This window comes from Carnobacterium sp. 17-4, from assembly GCF_000195575.1.
Taxonomy (GTDB): Bacteria; Bacillota; Bacilli; order Lactobacillales; family Carnobacteriaceae; genus Carnobacterium_B.
On record NC_015391.1, the window covers coordinates 316,377 to 335,254 of the forward strand.

Below are 18,878 nucleotides of genomic sequence, written 5' to 3' on the forward strand. Positions count from 1 at the left end.
TGTGGTCATCGAAATTACGATGTAGCGGTTACTTGGATAATTATACAGAATAAAAAATAATTATTTAAAAGTCGTTGACAACTTATTTAGAGGGTGTTATACTTCAATAGTTGTCAGATGAAGTGATTGACCTTTGAAAACTAAACAAAGTAAGACGAACCAAATGTGAGGGTGACTTAGCAGTGCTAAGTCAACAGTAACAAAATTAGTGAATAATTATTCGCTAGCAATCAATATGAGCTTCAAGCATCATTTTATATGAGAGTTTGATCCTGGCTCAGGACGAACGCTGGCGGCATGCCTAATACATGCAAGTCGAACGCTTTGATTTCACCGGGTGCTTGCACCCACCGAAGTCAAAGAGTGGCGGACGGGTGAGTAACACGTGGGTAACCTGCCCATAAGTGGGGGATAACATTCGGAAACGGATGCTAATACCGCATACTTTTAATCGCCTCCTGGCGAATGGAAAAAAGGTGGCTTCGGCTACCGCTTATGGATGGACCCGCGGCGTATTAGCTAGTTGGTGAGGTAATGGCTCACCAAGGCGATGATACGTAGCCGACCTGAGAGGGTGATCGGCCACACTGGGACTGAGACACGGCCCAGACTCCTACGGGAGGCAGCAGTAGGGAATCTTCCGCAATGGACGAAAGTCTGACGGAGCAATGCCGCGTGAGTGAAGAAGGTTTTCGGATCGTAAAACTCTGTTGTTAGAGAAGAACAAGGATGAGAGTAACTGCTCATCCCCTGACGGTATCTAACCAGAAAGCCACGGCTAACTACGTGCCAGCAGCCGCGGTAATACGTAGGTGGCAAGCGTTGTCCGGATTTATTGGGCGTAAAGCGAGCGCAGGCGGTTCTTTAAGTCTGATGTGAAAGCCCCCGGCTCAACCGGGGAAGGTCATTGGAAACTGGAGAACTTGAGTGCAGAAGAGGAGAGTGGAATTCCACGTGTAGCGGTGAAATGCGTAGATATGTGGAGGAACACCAGTGGCGAAGGCGACTCTCTGGTCTGTAACTGACGCTGAGGCTCGAAAGCGTGGGGAGCAAACAGGATTAGATACCCTGGTAGTCCACGCCGTAAACGATGAGTGCTAAGTGTTGGAGGGTTTCCGCCCTTCAGTGCTGCAGCTAACGCATTAAGCACTCCGCCTGGGGAGTACGACCGCAAGGTTGAAACTCAAAGGAATTGACGGGGACCCGCACAAGCGGTGGAGCATGTGGTTTAATTCGAAGCAACGCGAAGAACCTTACCAGGTCTTGACATCCTTTGACCACCCTAGAGATAGGGCTTTCCCTTCGGGGACAAAGTGACAGGTGGTGCATGGTTGTCGTCAGCTCGTGTCGTGAGATGTTGGGTTAAGTCCCGCAACGAGCGCAACCCCTATTATTAGTTGCCAGCATTCAGTTGGGCACTCTAGTGAGACTGCCGGTGATAAACCGGAGGAAGGTGGGGATGACGTCAAATCATCATGCCCCTTATGACCTGGGCTACACACGTGCTACAATGGATGGTACAACGAGTCGCAAGGTCGCGAGGCCAAGCTAATCTCTTAAAGCCATTCTCAGTTCGGATTGTAGGCTGCAACTCGCCTACATGAAGCCGGAATCGCTAGTAATCGCGGATCAGCACGCCGCGGTGAATACGTTCCCGGGTCTTGTACACACCGCCCGTCACACCACGAGAGTTTGTAACACCCGAAGTCGGTGAGGTAACCCTTTTGGGAGCCAGCCGCCTAAGGTGGGACAGATAATTGGGGTGAAGTCGTAACAAGGTAGCCGTATCGGAAGGTGCGGCTGGATCACCTCCTTTCTAAGGAATATAACGGAAACCCACACATTCGTACTTACTTTGTTTAGTTTTGAGAGGTTAATATACTTCTCAATTATCTACCATATAAATAGAAATGCTCTTGGGGCCTTAGCTCAGCTGGGAGAGCGCCTGCCTTGCACGCAGGAGGTCAGCGGTTCGATCCCGCTAGGCTCCATTGCAACTTTTTGTTGCGAAAATACGTTGTTCTTTGAAAACTGGATAAAGTTAAAAAGTGTAATTCAAGTAACAAACCAGAAACACACCGAAAAAGTTTTAAAAATGAGTTTTTTTAAGGTTCTCATCGAAAGATGAGGTTTAAAAATTAACTGTTAACCATAGGTTAAGTTAATAAGGGCGCACGGTGAATGCCTTGGCACTAGGAGCCGATGAAGGACGGGACTAACGCCGATATGCTTTGGGGAGCTGTAAGTGAGCTTTGATCCAAAGATTTCCGAATGGGGGAACCCAGCATCTTTGATAGGATGTTACTGCTGACTGAATACATAGGTCAGTAGAGGTAGACGCAGAGAACTGAAACATCTAAGTACCTGCAGGAAGAGAAAGAAAAATCGATTCCCTGAGTAGCGGCGAGCGAAACGGGAATAGCCCAAACCAGAAAGCTTGCTTTCTGGGGTTGTAGGACTGAACACATAGAGTCATAAATGAAGTTGGTAGAAGAAGCGACCTGGAAAGGTCCGCCGAAGAAGGTAAAAGCCCTGTAATCGAAACCAATTTCACTCTGATCAGTATCCTGAGTACGGCGGAACACGAGAAATTCCGTCGGAATCCGGGAGGACCATCTCCCAAGGCTAAATACTCCCTAGTGACCGATAGTGAACCAGTACCGTGAGGGAAAGGTGAAAAGAACCTCGGAAGAGGAGTGAAATAGCCCCTGAAACCGTGTGCCTACAAATAGTTAAAGCCCGTTAATGGGTGATAGCGTGCCTTTTGTAGAATGAACCGGCGAGTTACGATCCCATGCGAGGTTAAGTTGATGAGACGGAGCCGCAGCGAAAGCGAGTCTGAATAGGGCGAATGAGTATGTGGTCGTAGACCCGAAACCAAGTGATCTACCCATGTCCAGGTTGAAGGTGCGGTAATACGCACTGGAGGACCGAACCCACGTATGTTGAAAAATGCGGGGATGAGGTGTGGGTAGCGGAGAAATTCCAATCGAACTTGGAGATAGCTGGTTCTCTCCGAAATAGCTTTAGGGCTAGCCTCGGAATTAGAATCATGGAGGTAGAGCAACTGTTTGGACTAGGGGCCCTTCTCGGGTTACCGAATTCAGATAAACTCCGAATGCCATTGATTTATATCCGGGAGTCAGACTGCGAGTGATAAGATCCGTAGTCGAAAGGGAAACAGCCCAGACCACCAGCTAAGGTCCCAAAGTTTATGTTAAGTGGAAAAGGATGTGGAGTTGCTTAGACAACTAGGATGTTGGCTCAGAAGCAGCCATCATTTAAAGAGTGCGTAATAGCTCACTAGTCGAGTGACCCTGCGCCGAAAATTTACCGGGGCTAAACATAACACCGAAGCTGTGGATAGAACCATTGGTTCTATGGTAGGAGAGCGTTCTAAGGGCGTTGAAGCTAGATCGTGAGGACTAGTGGAGCGCTTAGAAGTGAGAATGCCGGTATGAGTAGCGAAAGACGGGTGAGAATCCCGTCCACCGAATGACTAAGGTTTCCTGGGGAAGGCTCGTCCTCCCAGGGTTAGTCGGGACCTAAGTCGAGGCCGAATGGCGTAGACGATGGACAACAGGTTGAGATTCCTGTACCAGTTTGTTTTGTTTGAACAATGGAGGGACACAGTAGGCTAAGGAATACGCGCTGTTGGATATGCGCGTCCAAGCAACAAGTTTTGAAGTGAGTCAAATGCTTGCTTCTATAAGAACAAGTTGTGATGGGGAGGGAAATTAAGTACCGAAGTTCCCGATGTCACACTGTCAAGAAAAGCTTCTAGTTAGAAACAAACTGCCCGTACCGCAAACCGACACAGGTAGTCGAGGAGAGAATCCTAAGGTGTGCGAGAGAACTCTCGTTAAGGAACTCGGCAAAATGACCCCGTAACTTCGGGAGAAGGGGTGCTGACCAATTGGTCAGCCGCAGTGAATAGGCCCAGGCGACTGTTTATCAAAAACACAGGTCTCTGCAAAATCGTAAGATGACGTATAGGGGCTGACGCCTGCCCGGTGCTGGAAGGTTAAGAGGATGGGTTAGCTCTCGGGCGAAGCTCAGAATTGAAGCCCCAGTAAACGGCGGCCGTAACTATAACGGTCCTAAGGTAGCGAAATTCCTTGTCGGGTAAGTTCCGACCCGCACGAAAGGCGTAACGATCTGGGCACTGTCTCAACGAGAGACTCGGTGAAATTATAGTACCTGTGAAGATGCAGGTTACCCGCGACAGGACGGAAAGACCCCATGGAGCTTTACTGCAGTTTGATATTGAGTGTTTGTACAGCTTGTACAGGATAGGTAGGAGCCATTGAAGCCAGGACGCCAGTCTTGGTGGAGGCGTTGGTGGGATACTACCCTTGCTGTATGACCACTCTAACCCACAGCCCTTATCGGGCTGGGAGACAGTGTCTGACGGGCAGTTTGACTGGGGCGGTCGCCTCCTAAAGAGTAACGGAGGCGCCCAAAGGTTCCCTCAGAATGGTTGGAAATCATTCGCAGAGTGTAAAGGCATAAGGGAGCTTGACTGCGAGACCTACAAGTCGAGCAGGGACGAAAGTCGGGCTTAGTGATCCGGTGGTTCCGCATGGAAGGGCCATCGCTCAACGGATAAAAGCTACCCTGGGGATAACAGGCTTATCTCCCCCAAGAGTCCACATCGACGGGGAGGTTTGGCACCTCGATGTCGGCTCATCGCATCCTGGGGCTGTAGTCGGTCCCAAGGGTTGGGCTGTTCGCCCATTAAAGCGGTACGCGAGCTGGGTTCAGAACGTCGTGAGACAGTTCGGTCCCTATCCGTCGCGGGCGTAGGAAATTTGAGAGGAGCTGTCCTTAGTACGAGAGGACCGGGATGGACACACCTCTGGTGTACCAGTTGTTCTGCCAAGGGCATTGCTGGGTAGCTATGTGTGGACGGGATAAACGCTGAAAGCATCTAAGCGTGAAGCCCCCCTCAAGATGAGATTTCCCATCACGTAAGTGAGTAAGACCCCTGAGAGATGATCAGGTAGATAGGTTGGAAGTGGAAGTATAGCGATATACGGAGCGGACCAATACTAATCGGTCGAGGACTTAACCAAAGCAATACCGGTGTACAAAGGTAAGCAAACGAAACACACTTTAAACTTTATCCAGTTTTGAGAGTCCAACGGACTTTCGATTGAAATTGTGTGGTGATGATGGCAAGAAGGTCACACCTGTTCCCATGCCGAACACAGAAGTTAAGCTTCTTAGCGCCGATGGTAGTGAAGGGTTTCCCTTTGTGAGAGTAGGACGTTGCCACGCAGATTCAATTATTCCGCAATAGCTCAGTTGGTAGTAGCGCATGACTGTTAATCATGATGTCGTAGGTTCGAGTCCTACTTGCGGAGTTCTTTTTTTTTGCAAGTAAATACTATGACTTAGTAGTGCCGCTTTAGCTCAGTCGGTAGAGCGCTTCCATGGTAAGGAAGAGGTCGCCGGTTCGAATCCGGCAAGTGGCTTCATGTAACCAACATAAAAAGGAAACTCTTTATTCATAGGGGTTTCTTTTTTTTGTTTTGTAACTTTTATTTTTCAAATGCTTCAGGATACTTAACAGTCCTGAAGACAACTTTTAAACCACTGTGAAGTAAGTTCAATTCGAGACTGTGCTAAAAATAAGAATGAATTCAAATAGACTTCTCATACATAAGCTAACACTCTCTTTGAGTCTAAAGGATAGGACTGTTATACTTAACCTAGCATACAATTGAGTTAAAGAGAGGAAGTTAATAATGAAAGCTTTAATCCATGAAAAAATCAGTGGTATAGAAGGACTAAGAATAAAAGAAATGGAATCTAGAAAAGTAGATAAGAAAGAAGTACGTATTAAAGTGAAAATAGTAGGATTGAATCACCGTGATTTGGCAACTATTAAAGGGCGTGATGAAACAAGTAAACCTTTAGTAATTGGGTCAGATTGTGCAGGTATTATAAACGAAGTAGGCAAAGAAGTGACAATGTTTAAGGTAGGAGATGAAGTCGTTGTAAACCCTAGTATAGGGTGGTTGAACAATACACCAGCGCCACCAGAAAATTTTCAAATACTAGGAAATCCAATGCAGGGAACATTCTCAGAAGAATTTATCATTAACGAAAATTTTGTCGCTTTAAAACCAAGTTATTTAACATGGGAAGAAGCGGGTGTACTTTCATTAGGGGCATTAACAGCATATAGAGCCCTTTTTACAAAAGGGGAGGTAAATGGTCAGCAAACGATCTTAATCCCTGGAATAGGTGGAGGTGTGGCGACTAGCTTACTTCAATTCAGTAAAGCAGTGGGCGCAAAAGTTTATGTCACATCACGCTCGGAAGAAAAATTAAATAAAGCAAAAAAAATCGGAGCAGCTAAAGGAATAAATAGTAAAAATGATTGGGAAAAAGAATTAAACGGCGAAAAAGTGGACATAGTAATCGAATCAGTTGGAGCAGCAACCTTCAATCAATCATTGAAACAATTAAAAAAAGGCGGAAAATTAGTCTTATTCGGTTCTTCTACCGGTGATGTTGTTGATCTGAATTTAAGAGAGTTCTTTTATGGTCAATATACAATGTTAGGAACCACGATGGGAAGCAGGGAAGAATACCTGGAAATGCTTAATTTTATTGAAAGTCACTCAATTAAACCAGTTGTTGATACTACTTATGATTTTGAGGATTATGAAATGGCCTTTAGTAGATTAGAAGCAGCAGAGCAAATGGGTAAAATAGGAATACGCATTAGTAGATAAGACGTATTCCTATTTTTTGTAAGGCTTTTCTTGGTATCTAATTTAATAAGTGTTAAACTTAATGAAGCAAATGTAAAAGGAAGTGTTAGCATGGAATTTGAAAAAAATGGAAACAGTTTTTTGAAAAATGATGAATCCGGGAAAATGATTGCGGAAGTAACGTATGTTCCTTCTGGTGAGGATAAAGTGATTTTGGACCATACTTTTGTTGATCCATCTTTAAGAGGACAAGGCATCGCTGCCCAATTGGTTGATAAAGTTGTTGAAGAGATGGAAAAGGAAGGGAAAAAAATTGTCCCACTTTGTCCATATGCAAAAGAATTATTTGATAGAAAACCTGAAAAATATAAACATATAGAAGCCGAATAGTTATTATGCTATTGAAAAACCAATCATTTATTGGTAAAGTGATTAAGAAGTGCCATAATTCTTAATCGCTTTTTATTAGTTTGATCGATTTAAGAACCCGAAAGATTATAAAATGATTAAAAATACAGGAAAATGGAAGAATAGCCTTTACTTTTCTGTGAATTATTTATATAATATTCCTTGTGCTTGAATATTTTTTAAACATCATGGCCCGTTGGTCAAGCGGTTAAGACACCGCCCTTTCACGGCGGTATCACGGGTTCGATTCCCGTACGGGTCATATTCTTTTTTTATTAAATTTTGCCGGCTTAGCTCAGTTGGTAGAGCATCTGAATCGTAATCAGAGGGTCGAGGGTTCAACTCCTTTAGCCGGCATGCGTTTAGTTGTTCATTTAATAGGAAAGATAATTTTATTTGGAGGGGTAGCGAAGTGGCTAAACGCGGCGGACTGTAAATCCGCTCCTTCGGGTTCGGCAGTTCGAATCTGCCCCCCTCCACCATTTATGGGCTATAGCCAAGCGGTAAGGCAAGGGACTTTGACTCCCTCACGCGTTGGTTCGAATCCAGCTAGCCCAGTTGCATGAATATGCAAAAAACATACAAAAATGAAAATTGTGTGGTGACGATGGCAAGAAGGTCACACCTGTTCCCATGCCGAACACAGAAGTTAAGCTTCTTAGCGCCGATGGTAGTGAAGGGTTTCCCTTTGTGAGAGTAGGACGTTGCCATGCAAATTCATTTTTAAGTTGAGTCATTAGCTCAGTTGGTAGAGCATCTGACTTTTAATCAGAGGGTCGCAGGTTCGAATCCTGCATGACTCATAATAGAAACTTGCAACGGTAATCCGTTGCAAGTTTTTTTGTGTTAAAAATAGGAATAGGTAGTTAATTATTAATGATTGGGTCTATTAATTGGGTGGATTAATGTTATTCATAGGAAATATTATGGTATAATACACAATGGGTGACAATCAGAAACATTATCGGAGGTGCGCATATGTCTATAGATTGGTCACAATTAGTAACGTGGCGAAATTTTCTTAACGTGGTAGATATATTAGTGGTTACATTCTTTATTTATCAGTTGATAAATATTTTACGTGGGAGCAGAGCTGTTCAGTTATTAAAGGGAATTGCTGTTATCATGTTAATAAAAGTAGCTAGTTTTTTTCTGGAATTGCAAACAGTTGATTGGATCGTTGATTTAGTTATTCAATGGAGTGTTCTTGCAATGATCATTATCTTCCAACCAGAAATGCGAAGAGGGTTAGAACATCTCGGTCGCGGCTCCATTTTTAATCGAGCAAAACGAAAAGTCAATCCTGGAGAAAATTTAGTCCAACAATTAGCAAAAGCTGTTCAATATATGGCGAAAAGAAGAATTGGAGCTTTGATTTCTATCCAAATGGATACAGAGTTAGATGAATTTATTGGAACAGGAATTCCACTAGATGCTGATATATCCAGTGAATTGTTGATTAATATTTTTATTCCCAATACACCACTGCATGATGGAGCAGTCATTATCAGAGATTATAAAATAGCCTCTGCTGCTAGTTATTTACCATTGTCAGAAAGCACGCTTATTTCTAAAGAATTAGGAACAAGGCATCGTGCGGCCATTGGTCTAAGTGAAGTAACAGATGCCATAACAATTATTGTCTCTGAAGAAACCGGCGGAGTCAGCGTTTCATATAAAGGCGAGTTATTACGTGAATTATCCAAAGAGGATTTTGAAAAATTCTTAGCTAAAAACTTAATTGTTGTTGAAAAAGAAGAAAAGAAAAATTCTTTTCAAGAAATGGTGGATAGTTTTAAAAAGGGGGCTTCTAAATAATGGAGAAACTTTACAACAATCCATGGTTTATGAAGATCGTTGCACTCGCATTTGCTATTCTTCTTTTTACTTATGTAAACAGTAGTAATAACCGGGTTCAAACAACCAGCGGTATTGATGGATTAAGTGCATCTACAACAGAAACCATACTTGAAGTGCCTATAGTAGTTGAAATTGATCAAGATAATTATTATGTAACTGGGTTTCCTGAAACAGTTTCAGTAGAAATATCAGGACCGTCAAGTCTTGTATTAAATACAAAAACGACTAAAAATTTTGACGTTGTAGCAACTGATTTAGATAGTTTAGGCGTTGGTACTCATACTATTGAATTAGTTGCGGAAGGACTTTCACCTCAGCTAGATTATCAAATCTTACCTGAAGAAGTCACGATAACGATTGAAGAAAAAAAAGTTGAAACTTTTAGTGTCGATGTTGAATTTGACAATTCATTCATTAGTGATGAGTTTGAGACCGGTACACCAACGGTAAATTATGAAACGGTAGAACTAACAGGGACAGCTTCGACAATTGACCAAGTTGCAGATGTTAAAGTTGTTGTAGATGAAGAAGAAAATGTTACAGAAGACATTGTTCAAACTCTTCCAGTTATCGTTACTGATGCTGAAGGAAATGAATTAGACGTTAATCTGAATCCTAGTGAGGTAACAGTGACGATACCTGTTGATCCAATTGCGAAGGAAGTGCCTGTAGTATTAAATCAAACTGGTACGCCAAATGCGGACTTGAGTTATGAGTTAGGCATTAGTAATCAATCAGCTACAACGGTTGCGATACAGGGTGAAAGTGAACTGGTAAATAGTTTAAGCAGTTATCCAGTAGATATTGATATCACGGATATAACTGAAACAACGACTCAATCGATTGATTTGCCTTTACTTGAAGGAGTAACAGCTATAGAGCCTGAAAAAATTGAAGTCACGATTACTGTTACTCAAAATTCACAGGGAAATGGGCAAAGTAACAATGAAACTAGCAACGAAATTTCAAGTTCAAGTTCGAGCTCAAGTTCGAGCGAATCTAGTTCATCGAGTGAATCAACACAAAAAGAAAGTGAATCATCAGAAAGTGACACTTCTTCTGAATCATCAAGCGAGTCATTAGATGAGTCATCAAGCGAATCCAGTGAAGAAGTAAGTGAATAGAAATAGCAAACCTAAATGGATAAGGTTTAAACTTTGAAAAGGGGCATGTTAGAATGGGAAAATATTTTGGAACAGATGGAGTAAGAGGAGTTGCTAATTCAGAACTAACTCCAGAATTAGCTTTTAAATTAGGGAGATGCGGTGGGTATGTTTTAACTCAACACGCTGAAGGCGAAGAGCATCCACGTGTTTTAGTTGGAAGAGATACTCGTATTTCTGGCGAGATGCTAGAATCTGCATTAATTGCTGGTCTTTTATCCGTTGGAATCGAAGTAATGAAACTAGGAGTTATATCTACTCCTGGAGTAGCGTATTTAACTCGTGTTCAAGGCGCTGCAGCTGGTGTAATGATTTCAGCTTCACACAATCCAGCACCTGACAATGGTATTAAATTCTTTGGATCAGATGGGTTTAAACTATTTGATGATACTGAATTAGAAATTGAAGCATTATTAGATGAAGAGAAAGATAATTTACCTCGTCCTAGTGCAATTGGATTAGGTACGGTTGATGAGTATCCAGAAGGTGCTTTAAAATACACTCAATTTTTACAACAAACAATTCCAAATGATTTAGCTGGATTGCAAGTTTGTTTAGATGGTGCAAACGGAGCTACAAGTCCTCTTCTAAATCGATTATTTGCAGATTTAGAAACAGAGTTCGATGTTATGGCATCAACACCAAATGGATTAAATATTAATGACGGTGTTGGTTCAACTCATCCTGAAGGTTTGGCTAAATTTGTAGTCGAAAAAGGAGCCGATGCTGGATTAGCATTTGATGGTGACGGGGATAGAGTAATTGCTGTTGATGAATTAGGAAATATCATTGATGGAGATAAAATTATGTTTATCTGTGGAAAGTATTTACAAGAAAAAGGCCGTTTGAAAAAAGATACCATTGTTTCTACTGTAATGAGTAACTTAGGGTTCCATAAAGCAATTGAGGCTAATAATATGATTGCTCTTCAAACAAAAGTTGGAGATCGTTATGTAGTAGAAGAAATGCGTAAAAATGGTTATAACTTTGGTGGAGAACAATCAGGACATATGGTGTTCCTAGATTATAATACAACTGGTGATGGAATCTTATCAGGAATTCAATTGCTGAATGTTATGAAAGAAACAGGGAAAAAACTTTCAGAATTAGCTGAAGAGGTTCAAACCTACCCTCAGAAATTGGTTAATATTCGTGTTAGCGATAAAAATGGCGCAATGGATGTTCCAGCAATAAAAGCGATCATTGAAGAAGTTGAGAGTGAAATGAATGGAAATGGGCGTATTTTAGTTCGTCCTAGTGGAACTGAACCATTGCTGCGTGTTATGGCAGAAGCTCCAACACAAGAAAAAGTAAATCTTTATGTTGACCGAATTGCTTCAGTTGTAAAACAAGAAATTGGTTTAGCTGAATAAGACTGACATTTTTTAATCGTTATTTCCACAAATGAATGCAACGAACTAAAGAGCTTTAGATCCTAATGTTTAATCATTGATCTAAAGCTCTTTTTTTGATTGTTCTAACTAGTCTAAACTAGAAATTATGTCTGAATAAAAATCAAAAGTACTAAAGGTCGTTGACCAAAAGTTAGATTGCTACTATACTTATTTTTAATTAGCGTTTAATAAAATAGTAAGGGGGTAGATAAAGTGATTCTGTTTGGGTCAATTGTAAATGGTTTAGCTGTAGTTCTTGGCGGCAGCATTGGGTTATTATTAAAAAAGGGACTATCAAAACGGATTGGTACAGCAATTATGAACAGTTTAGCTCTTTGTATATTGTACATTGGATTCAGTGGAGCATTAGCTGGGGAAAATATACTCATTACAATAGGTTCAATGGTTATTGGGGTTATTATCGGTGAAGGTATGAATTTAGAGGGAAAAGTAAATAACCTAGGAAACTTAATAGAAACCAAATTTCAAACAAAAGACGATACATTATCTATTACTAAAGGATTCGTATCAGCGAGTTTATTGGTTTGTGTGGGGGCAATGTCAATCGTAGGGGCCTTGCAAAGTGGGTTGACTGGTAATCATGAAACATTATTAGCTAAATCGCTAATTGATGGTATAGCAGCTCTTGTGTTGGCTTCTAGCTTGGGAGTAGGTGTGTTTTATTAGCAGGAGGGTTAGTACTAATCTATGAAGGAAGTATTTCTTTGCTAGCCAGTGTAGTAGCTCCTCTGCTAACAGAAAGTGTAATTAATGAAATGACATGTGTGGGGTCCCTTTTGATAATCGGTCTAGCGTTAAATATGCTGAAGATTACAGACTTAAAAATTATGAACTATGCTCCTGCAGCATTTATTCCAATTATTTTTGGATTGTTTTATTAATAGAACTAACCAATTGTAAAAAGAATTGAATGTGTTAGTGTTGCATCATTACCACTAATATAGTATATTTAAAAGCGTAATTTAATAGTAAGGATAGAGGCGCGATTTTTAAGAGTACAGTTATTTATGCAGGCACAAGCGGATAACTGGAAAGGGAAAATTGCCGAAGTGTAGAGTATTGCCAAGTACTTTATGCTGGGGTTAAGTAAAATATGCTTAACACTGTCGTAAATTTCAATAGGAAATTTGCGGAGGGCTGTCAACAAAAGGGTTAAAGGGTCATTACATATGAAACTATTCTAGCACCTTGAGTTGTATAGCGCTCAAGGTGTTTTTTTGTGCGCAAAAAAGAGAGGGAGTTTAAAATGAAGAAGAAAGTTATCATCGGTTTATTTATCGTTGCATTTATTTTATTTTCAATTAATGGAGAGTTTCGAGAGTCTACAGGTTCTACAGTGAATTTTGGTTGGTTTTCTTTAGTACCACCAGTGGTATCCATTATTTTAGCATTTATTTCAAAAGACGTTATCATTTCATTGTTTTTAGGAGTTTTTGCTGGAGCTTTTGTCTTACATTTGGCAGATGGGTCCATTTTGTATGCCTTCATTCAATCTTTTTTGAGCATCGTTGATTATTCGTTATCCTCGTTAGCGGATCCTTGGAACGCAGGAATTATTTTACAAGTATTAACAATTGGCGGATTGATCGCGTTAATGACGAAAATGGGTGGAGCCAAAGCTGTTGCAAATGCATTATCAAAAAAAGCAAAGGGGCCTATAAGTGCTCAAATTATTACTTGGATTTTAGGGATTTTACTCTTTTTCGATGATTATGCAAATTCATTAATTGTAGGACCAGTTATGCGACCAGTTACAGATGAAAAGAAAGTTTCGCGTGAAAAACTTTCTTTTATTGTAGATGCAACTGCTGCTCCGATTGCAGGAATTGCATTGATTTCTACTTGGGTAGGGTATGAAGTAGGGTTGATCAAAGATGGTTATGAAGCTATTGGCCAAGAGGTTAATGCTTACAGTATTTTTGTCGAAACTATTCCTTATCGTTTTTATAACATTTTAATGCTGCTGTTTGTATTGTGTACGGCTGTATTTTTAAAAGAATTTGGTCCTATGCTGACAGCTGAAAGAAGAGCTAGAAAATACGATCAAACAAATAAAGAAGAAATAAATCCTGCTGCTTCAAAAGAAATGGAAGAAATGGAACCGGCTGAAGGAGTTCACTTAAGTATATGGAATGCTATTATACCTATTGCTACCTTAATCGTGTTTGCCATAGTTGGATTTTATGTTAATGGATACAATGCTATTTTAGCTGGAGAGAACACAGCAATTATTAATTTGTTGAAAGAAAATCCGTATTCATTTACAGCTATTCAAGAAGCTTTTGGAGCATCTGATGCGAGTATTGTATTGTTCCAAGCTGCCTTGTTTGCTAGTATTGTTGCTATGTTTATGGGAGTATCTCAAAAAACATTTACATGGGGCCAAGCAGTAGAAACCTGGATCAATGGGATGAAGTCACTTATTATTACGGGAGCTATTTTGTTGTTAGCATGGTCTCTAAGTGGAGTTATTAATGATTTAGGAACAGCACAATTTTTAGTGTCATTGTTATCTGATTCAATGCCGGCGTTCCTGCTTCCATCCATTATCTTTATATTAGGTTCAATCATTTCTTTTGCAACAGGAACCTCTTATGGAACGATGGGAATTTTAATGCCATTGGCTATACCACTAGCTGCAGCATTATCTCCAAATCCTGAATTTATTGTCATTTCTGCAGGGGCAGTTTTAAGTGGAGCGATCTTTGGTGATCATTGTTCACCTATTTCGGACACTACTATCCTCTCTTCTATGGGAGCCGGTGTGAACCATATGGACCATGTTCGCACACAATTACCTTATGCTCTTTTAGTGGGGATGATCACTGTTTTGTTTGGTTTTATTCCAGTTGGTTTAGGAATACCAATCTGGATCGTTCTTCCAGTTTCAATGGTAGTGATCATTTTATCCGTTCAATTGTTTGGTAAGTCGATTGATGAAGAAGCAAATGACCTTGAATTCATTAAGAGTAAAGAGGATTTAAAATAAAGAGTTTGATTAAATAAATAAGTATAGTGATATGCTATAATTAAGTATAAATAGAGACTAGATGGACAGGATTAAGGCATTATTCTTACTTTATTCTAAAAATAAATTAGAAATGAGGGAGCAATAATGAAAGCAAATCGAAAAAGAACATTATTGATAGCAATTGTTATAGTCGTTTTGATTGCTTGGAATTTTCTTACGATCCCGCTGTTTTTATATGGTTCCTTTGGTAGTGATGCTATCCTAGATTTTAGTCCGGTTGCAAAAATAGGTAATGCCTTGCTAGCTGCTTGGATATTTCTCTTTATCCCAAACTTTCCGTTGATGGGACTATTGATTTCTTTAATAGAAGAACAAACCAAAAAAGTCTATTATCATTTAGGCGCGTTTATTGGTGTCTTGATTGGAAGTATTTTCTTTCTTCAAGATAACAGCACCATGGCTTTAATTATCACTCAAGTAAGTGGATTATTTTCACTCCTTGTATTATTAAAACAATTACTCTCAAAAAGAGATCATGGACCACATTCTTTTAAATAAACAGTTAATTAACTTAATAGTCAAAACAAAAAGAGAATCCAATATGGATTCTCTTTTTGTGGTTGTTGCTTTAATTGTTTCTTCTGCCACCAAATAGTAAAACTAATCTTAGGACTTGCAAGAAGGAAGCTATGGCAGCTGCAACATAAGTAAGTGCTGCTGCATCTAAGACTTTTTTTGCTTGTGGAACTTCAGTAGCAGTCAAGATATGCTGATCTCTTAGAATAACAATTGCTCGGTTAGAAGCATTAAATTCAACAGGCAAAGTGACCAGCTGAAAAAGAAGCGCTACAGAAAAGAAAATGATTCCAAGATTAATCAGTGTTTGGTTATAACCGAAAATAACACCTAATAAAATCATTGGAAACGAAATTTTTTGCCCAAAGTTTGTTGCTGGAACTAAAGCGCTTCTTATTTTTAACGGGATATAGCTCTTTTGATCTTGAATAGCATGGCCGACTTCATGAGCCGCAACACCAATAGCTGCTACAGATTTTGAATGACGTGTGGCATCTGAAAGACGTAAAATATCTGTGCTTGAATCGTAATGGTCGGTTAAATCTCCTTTGACAGCCTCTATTTTCACATGCTGTAGCCCTGCATTATCTAAAATAAGACGAGAAACCTCGCTAGCAGTATATCCTTTTGAATTAGTTACATGGCTATACTTTTCGTACGTACTTCTGACATAGGAACTAGCAATTCCTGATAATATGACTCCAATGATAATTAAGAAATACGTTTGATCAAAGAAAAACATCATCGTTTCCACCTTTCTACATTTCTTTTGATTAGTATAACATAAGCAGTTAATACAGGAAGTTAAGATGTTTATAATACTCTTTTGAACTACAAAAAAATCAGTAGTTGAAAGAATGAAATAGAAAGCACTTATACTTTGCTAAAAAAAATAGTGAAAGTTATAATCAATTTTATAAAGGCAAACAAAATTTTCTTATTTCTAGTAATCGCTTCAAGTCGGAGAGGATGGATGAAAGATGGAGAGAAAGCAACAACTTAAAGAACCCTTTTTTGCTCAAAATGAAGAAACAGTTTTGAAAAAGTTAGAAACAAACGAAAAAGGTCTTACGTCGAGTGAAGCTGAAAAACGATTAGCTGAATATGGACCAAATGAACTGGACCAAGGCAAATCCAAAAGCATCGTTGTCAAATTTTTAGAACAATTCAAAGATTTTATGATAGTAGTCTTACTGGCAGCGGCTCTTATTTCTGCTATTTTTGGTGATGTTACAGATGCAATTATTATTTTAGTCGTTGTTGTTTTAAATGCTATATTAGGGGTTTATCAAGAAGCAAAAGCAGAAGAAGCTATTGATGCTTTGAAAAAAATGTCTTCCCCGGAAGCACGAGTTAAACGAGATGGCAATGTTGTTTTATTGAAAAGTCATTTATTAGTTCCAGGAGATATTTTGTTATTAGAAGCTGGTGACGTTGTAGCCGCAGATGTGAGGTTAATTGAGGTAGCTTCAATAAAAATAGAAGAATCAGCACTAACCGGGGAGTCAGAAGCAGTAGAAAAATATATCAAGGTGATTGAAAATGAGAAAGCTGGAATTGGGGATCGAGACAATATGGCTTTCATGAACAGCAATGTTACCTATGGACGAGGGGAAGGAATCGTTGTTGGGACCGGTATGAATACAGAAGTTGGGAAAATTGCGGATATGTTAGCAAGCTCTGAAGAAACCATAACACCATTGCAAGAAAATTTAAATCGTTTAGGAAAATACTTAACGATTGTGATTTTAATTGTTGCTGTCGTCATGTTTGGTGTAGGTATGTACAACGGTCGTGAATGGTTAGATATGTTGTTAACGTCGATTTCATTAGCGGTAGCTGCGATACCAGAAGGACTGCCAGCCATTGTAACGATTATTTTAGCTTTAGGAACGCAAAAAATGGCAAAGCGCAAAGCACTGATCAGAAATTTGCCAGCTGTTGAGACTTTAGGCAGTACCGATATTATTTGTACAGATAAGACGGGAACATTAACTATGAATAAAATGACGATTGAAAAAGTTTATGTCAATGGAGCAATACAAACGGTCGAAGACGAAATTGATTTACGAACTCCAGTTGTTCGAGTGATGACATATAGTAATGATACACAGATTGCAGATGATGGAACATTAATTGGTGATCCGACAGAAACAGCAATGGTTCAATACGCTATAGACAAAGGAATGAACGTTAAAGAAGAATTGGCCAAAGAGCCGCGGATGGCTGAAGTTCCTTTTGAGTCAGATCGTAAATTGATGTCAACGATTCATCAGCTACCGGATGGGAAAATTTTTATTGGGACAAAAGGAGCACCGGATGAACTGCTGAAAAGATGTACGCAAATAGATAATAAAGGGGAAATAACAGTACTAGACGAAAAAACTAAACATGTGCTGTTAGATATAAATCACGATTTAGCAACTCAAGCTTTAAGGGTGCTAGCAATGGCTTATAAAATTGTGGATCAAGTGCCAACGGATCTAACCACACAGGGAGTTGAACAAGGACTCATTTTTGCGGGACTGACTGGAATGATCGATCCAGAAAGGGCAGAAGCAAAAGATGCTGTTAGAGTAGCAAGAGAAGCAGGAATACGTCCTGTAATGATTACTGGAGATCATAGAGATACTGCAGAAGCGATTGCACGTCGTTTGGGTATTTTAAAGGAAGATCAACAAGGTGGTATATTGACGGGCGCTGAGTTAGATCAAATAGAAGATACTGATTTTGCAACTAGAGTAAAAGATTATTCTGTATATGCCAGAGTATCACCTGAACATAAAGTACGAATTATTAAAGCTTGGCAAAAAGCAGGGAAGATAGTGGCTATGACAGGTGATGGCGTTAATGATGCACCGGCGCTTAAAACAGCTGACATCGGAATTGGAATGGGAATTACAGGTACAGAAGTTTCAAAAGGCGCAAGTGACATGGTTTTAGCAGATGATAATTTTTCAACCATTGTCGTTTCAGTAGAAGAAGGACGTAAGGTGTTCTCAAATATTCAAAAAGCGATTCAATTTTTGCTATCGGCTAACTTAGGAGAAGTCCTTACGTTATTTATTGCTACATTACTAGGATGGAGTATCTTAGCTCCTGTTCATATTTTATGGATCAATCTTGTGACCGATACATTTCCAGCTATTGCATTAGGTTTAGAGCCTGCGGAAGCGGATGCGATGAAAAAACCACCAAGAGGAAGAAAAGCAACGTTCTTTTCAAATGGTGTTTTACCTAGCTTGATTTACCAAGGGATTTTTGAAGGTGGAATTACTTTATTTGTTTATTGGTGGGCAACGCATTACCCAGCACATCCAAATGATCTTGACTTGATTCATGCAGATGCATTAACCATGGCATTCGCTACTTTAGGGTTGCTTCAATTGTTCCATGCATTTAATGTTAAATCGATTGAAAAATCGTTATTTACGGTTGGATTTTTCAAAAATAAAACTTTCAACTTGGCTATTTTAGTATCAGCGGCATTGTTAAGTGTAGTCATTTTGATCCCAGGCTTAAATGATGCGTTCAGTGTATCACCATTGAACGTTAATCAGTGGCTGTTAGTATTAGGAGCAGCTTTTTCAATTATTCCTTTAGTAGAAATAGTGAAATTCTTTATACGGAAGGTTGCTAATAATAAAAAGTAACGAATGATCATCAATTGGATATTTTGGAAAGCATCCCTGAAGATTAAGGGATGCTTTTTTTATAGATTTGCTATTATTTAAAAAAATAAATTGTACTGAATAAAAAG

The 18,878-nt window shown here is 39.8% G+C and carries 11 protein-coding genes, 8 tRNA genes, 4 rRNA genes and 1 riboswitch; of the genes, 22 read left to right on the plus strand and 1 reads right to left on the minus strand.

Annotated elements, in window-relative coordinates; all coding sequences use genetic code 11:
• Nucleotides 1-254: 254 nt before the first annotated feature.
• From CAR_RS01595 to CAR_RS01690, 21 genes are all read left to right on the plus strand, one after another.
• Nucleotides 255-1,816 (plus strand): 16S ribosomal RNA (locus CAR_RS01595).
• A 102-nt stretch (nt 1,817-1,918) separates the two neighbouring features.
• Nucleotides 1,919-1,991, plus strand: a tRNA-Ala gene (locus tag CAR_RS01600).
• 163 nt (nt 1,992-2,154) lie between these two features.
• Nucleotides 2,155-5,075 (plus strand): 23S ribosomal RNA (locus CAR_RS01605).
• Nucleotides 5,076-5,164: 89 nt separating this feature from the next.
• Nucleotides 5,165-5,280 (plus strand): 5S ribosomal RNA (gene rrf / locus CAR_RS01610).
• Together the 16S, 23S and 5S rRNA genes with 3 tRNA genes alongside form the textbook arrangement of a ribosomal RNA operon.
• Before the next feature lie 12 nt (nt 5,281-5,292).
• Nucleotides 5,293-5,366: transfer RNA gene (locus CAR_RS01615), tRNA-Asn, on the plus strand.
• Between the two features lie 38 nt (nt 5,367-5,404).
• Nucleotides 5,405-5,477: transfer RNA gene (locus tag CAR_RS01620), tRNA-Thr, on the plus strand.
• A 273-nt stretch (nt 5,478-5,750) separates the two neighbouring features.
• Entirely contained in the window at nt 5,751-6,746 is a 996-nt protein-coding gene (locus CAR_RS01625; RefSeq protein WP_013709989.1) for a zinc-dependent alcohol dehydrogenase family protein, read from the plus strand.
• A 90-nt stretch (nt 6,747-6,836) separates the two neighbouring features.
• Entirely contained in the window at nt 6,837-7,115 is a 279-nt protein-coding gene (locus CAR_RS01630; RefSeq protein WP_013709990.1) for a GNAT family N-acetyltransferase, read from the plus strand.
• Nucleotides 7,116-7,323: 208 nt separating this feature from the next.
• Nucleotides 7,324-7,395, plus strand: a tRNA-Glu gene (locus tag CAR_RS01635).
• A gap of 22 nt (nt 7,396-7,417) precedes the next feature.
• Nucleotides 7,418-7,490: transfer RNA gene (locus CAR_RS01640), tRNA-Thr, on the plus strand.
• A gap of 41 nt (nt 7,491-7,531) precedes the next feature.
• Nucleotides 7,532-7,615 (plus strand) — tRNA-Tyr (locus tag CAR_RS01645).
• Between the two features lie 4 nt (nt 7,616-7,619).
• A tRNA-Gln gene (locus CAR_RS01650) sits at nt 7,620-7,691 on the plus strand.
• Between the two features lie 39 nt (nt 7,692-7,730).
• Nucleotides 7,731-7,846, plus strand: a 5S ribosomal RNA gene (gene rrf / locus CAR_RS01655).
• A 17-nt stretch (nt 7,847-7,863) separates the two neighbouring features.
• A tRNA-Lys gene (locus CAR_RS01660) sits at nt 7,864-7,936 on the plus strand.
• 175 nt (nt 7,937-8,111) lie between these two features.
• Entirely contained in the window at nt 8,112-8,951 is an 840-nt protein-coding gene (gene cdaA, locus CAR_RS01665) for a diadenylate cyclase CdaA (protein WP_041556073.1), read from the plus strand.
• Nucleotides 8,951-10,117: a CdaR family protein gene (locus CAR_RS01670; protein ID WP_013709992.1), complete on the plus strand. Its 1,167-nt coding sequence runs from the start codon at nt 8,951-8,953 to the stop codon at nt 10,115-10,117. Before cdaA ends, CAR_RS01670 begins: the two co-directional genes overlap by 1 nt.
• 53 nt (nt 10,118-10,170) lie before the next feature.
• A complete protein-coding gene (gene glmM / locus CAR_RS01675) occupies nt 10,171-11,529 on the plus strand; it encodes a phosphoglucosamine mutase (RefSeq protein ID WP_013709993.1) in 1,359 nt (452 codons plus the stop codon).
• A 234-nt stretch (nt 11,530-11,763) separates the two neighbouring features.
• Nucleotides 11,764-12,237, plus strand: coding sequence for a DUF554 domain-containing protein (locus CAR_RS01680; protein WP_274413423.1), 474 nt, complete (start codon nt 11,764-11,766; stop codon nt 12,235-12,237).
• A 38-nt stretch (nt 12,238-12,275) separates the two neighbouring features.
• Nucleotides 12,276-12,452 (plus strand): DUF554 family protein, encoded by a 177-nt coding sequence (locus CAR_RS13370; RefSeq protein WP_274413424.1) that lies wholly within the window; start codon nt 12,276-12,278, stop codon nt 12,450-12,452.
• Nucleotides 12,453-12,538: 86 nt separating this feature from the next.
• A riboswitch (Lysine riboswitch) is annotated at nt 12,539-12,719 on the plus strand.
• A 98-nt stretch (nt 12,720-12,817) separates the two neighbouring features.
• A complete protein-coding gene (locus tag CAR_RS01685; protein ID WP_013709994.1) occupies nt 12,818-14,560 on the plus strand; it encodes a Na+/H+ antiporter NhaC family protein in 1,743 nt (580 codons plus the stop codon).
• Between the two features lie 126 nt (nt 14,561-14,686).
• A complete protein-coding gene (locus tag CAR_RS01690; RefSeq protein WP_013709995.1) occupies nt 14,687-15,100 on the plus strand; it encodes a hypothetical protein in 414 nt (137 codons plus the stop codon).
• Nucleotides 15,101-15,170: 70 nt separating this feature from the next.
• Here CAR_RS01690 and CAR_RS01695 read toward each other — a convergent pair whose 3' ends face one another.
• Entirely contained in the window at nt 15,171-15,860 is a 690-nt protein-coding gene (locus CAR_RS01695) for a zinc metallopeptidase (RefSeq protein ID WP_041556074.1), read from the minus strand.
• A 238-nt stretch (nt 15,861-16,098) separates the two neighbouring features.
• Between CAR_RS01695 and CAR_RS01700 the strand changes: the two genes are divergently transcribed.
• On the plus strand, nt 16,099-18,771 hold the full coding sequence (locus CAR_RS01700) for a cation-translocating P-type ATPase (RefSeq protein WP_013709997.1): 2,673 nt from the start codon (nt 16,099-16,101) through the stop codon (nt 18,769-18,771).
• Nucleotides 18,772-18,878 lie beyond the last annotated feature (107 nt).